The organism is Candidatus Hakubella thermalkaliphila (genome assembly GCF_013281975.1).
Lineage (GTDB): Bacteria > Actinomycetota > Humimicrobiia > Hakubellales > Hakubellaceae > Hakubella > Hakubella thermalkaliphila.
Genome location: NZ_BLRZ01000484.1, coordinates 1 through 536, shown reverse-complemented (window position 1 = coordinate 536; position 536 = coordinate 1). Strand labels below are relative to the sequence as shown.

1 pseudogene is annotated in these 536 nt (G+C 49.6%); it reads left to right on the top strand.

The features are described 5' to 3' along the window. Positions 1–50: 50 nt before the first annotated feature. Positions 51–536 (top strand): annotated as a pseudogene (locus tag HW443_RS12825) (isocitrate/isopropylmalate family dehydrogenase); the annotation flags it as partial.

The window sequence follows — 536 nt, the reverse complement described above, 5'->3', positions numbered from 1 at the left end:
TCATGGTTCGGCCCCTGACCTGGCTGGAAAGGATGTGGCTAATCCTATAGCAGCTGACCGGAGATGTATACTTTGGAGAGAAGGGAAGAGAAAAGAAAAATTCCTCCGAAGTAGCCTTTGATACCATGATCTACAGTCGGGAAGAAGTGGAGCGCATCGTCCGCGTAGCTTTTGATATCGCCCGAAAGAGAAACAAGAGACTAACTTCAGTGGATAAAGCCAACATTCTGGAAAGCTCCCGGCTATGGCGAGAGGTCACCAATGCCGTAGCCCAGGAGTATCCCCAGGTCAAGCTGGTGCATCTCTATGTGGACAATGCAGCCATGCAGTTAGTTCTTAATCCCCGGCAATTTGACGTAGTGGTGACCTCCAATCTTTTTGGAGATATTCTGAGCGATGAAGCGGCTATTCTTACCGGATCTATCGGCATGTTGCCATCAGCCTCATTAGGGGGTAAAATGTTTGGTCTATACGAGCCGGTTCATGGTTCGGCCCCTGACCTGGCTGGAAAGGATGTGGCTAATCCTATAGCAGCT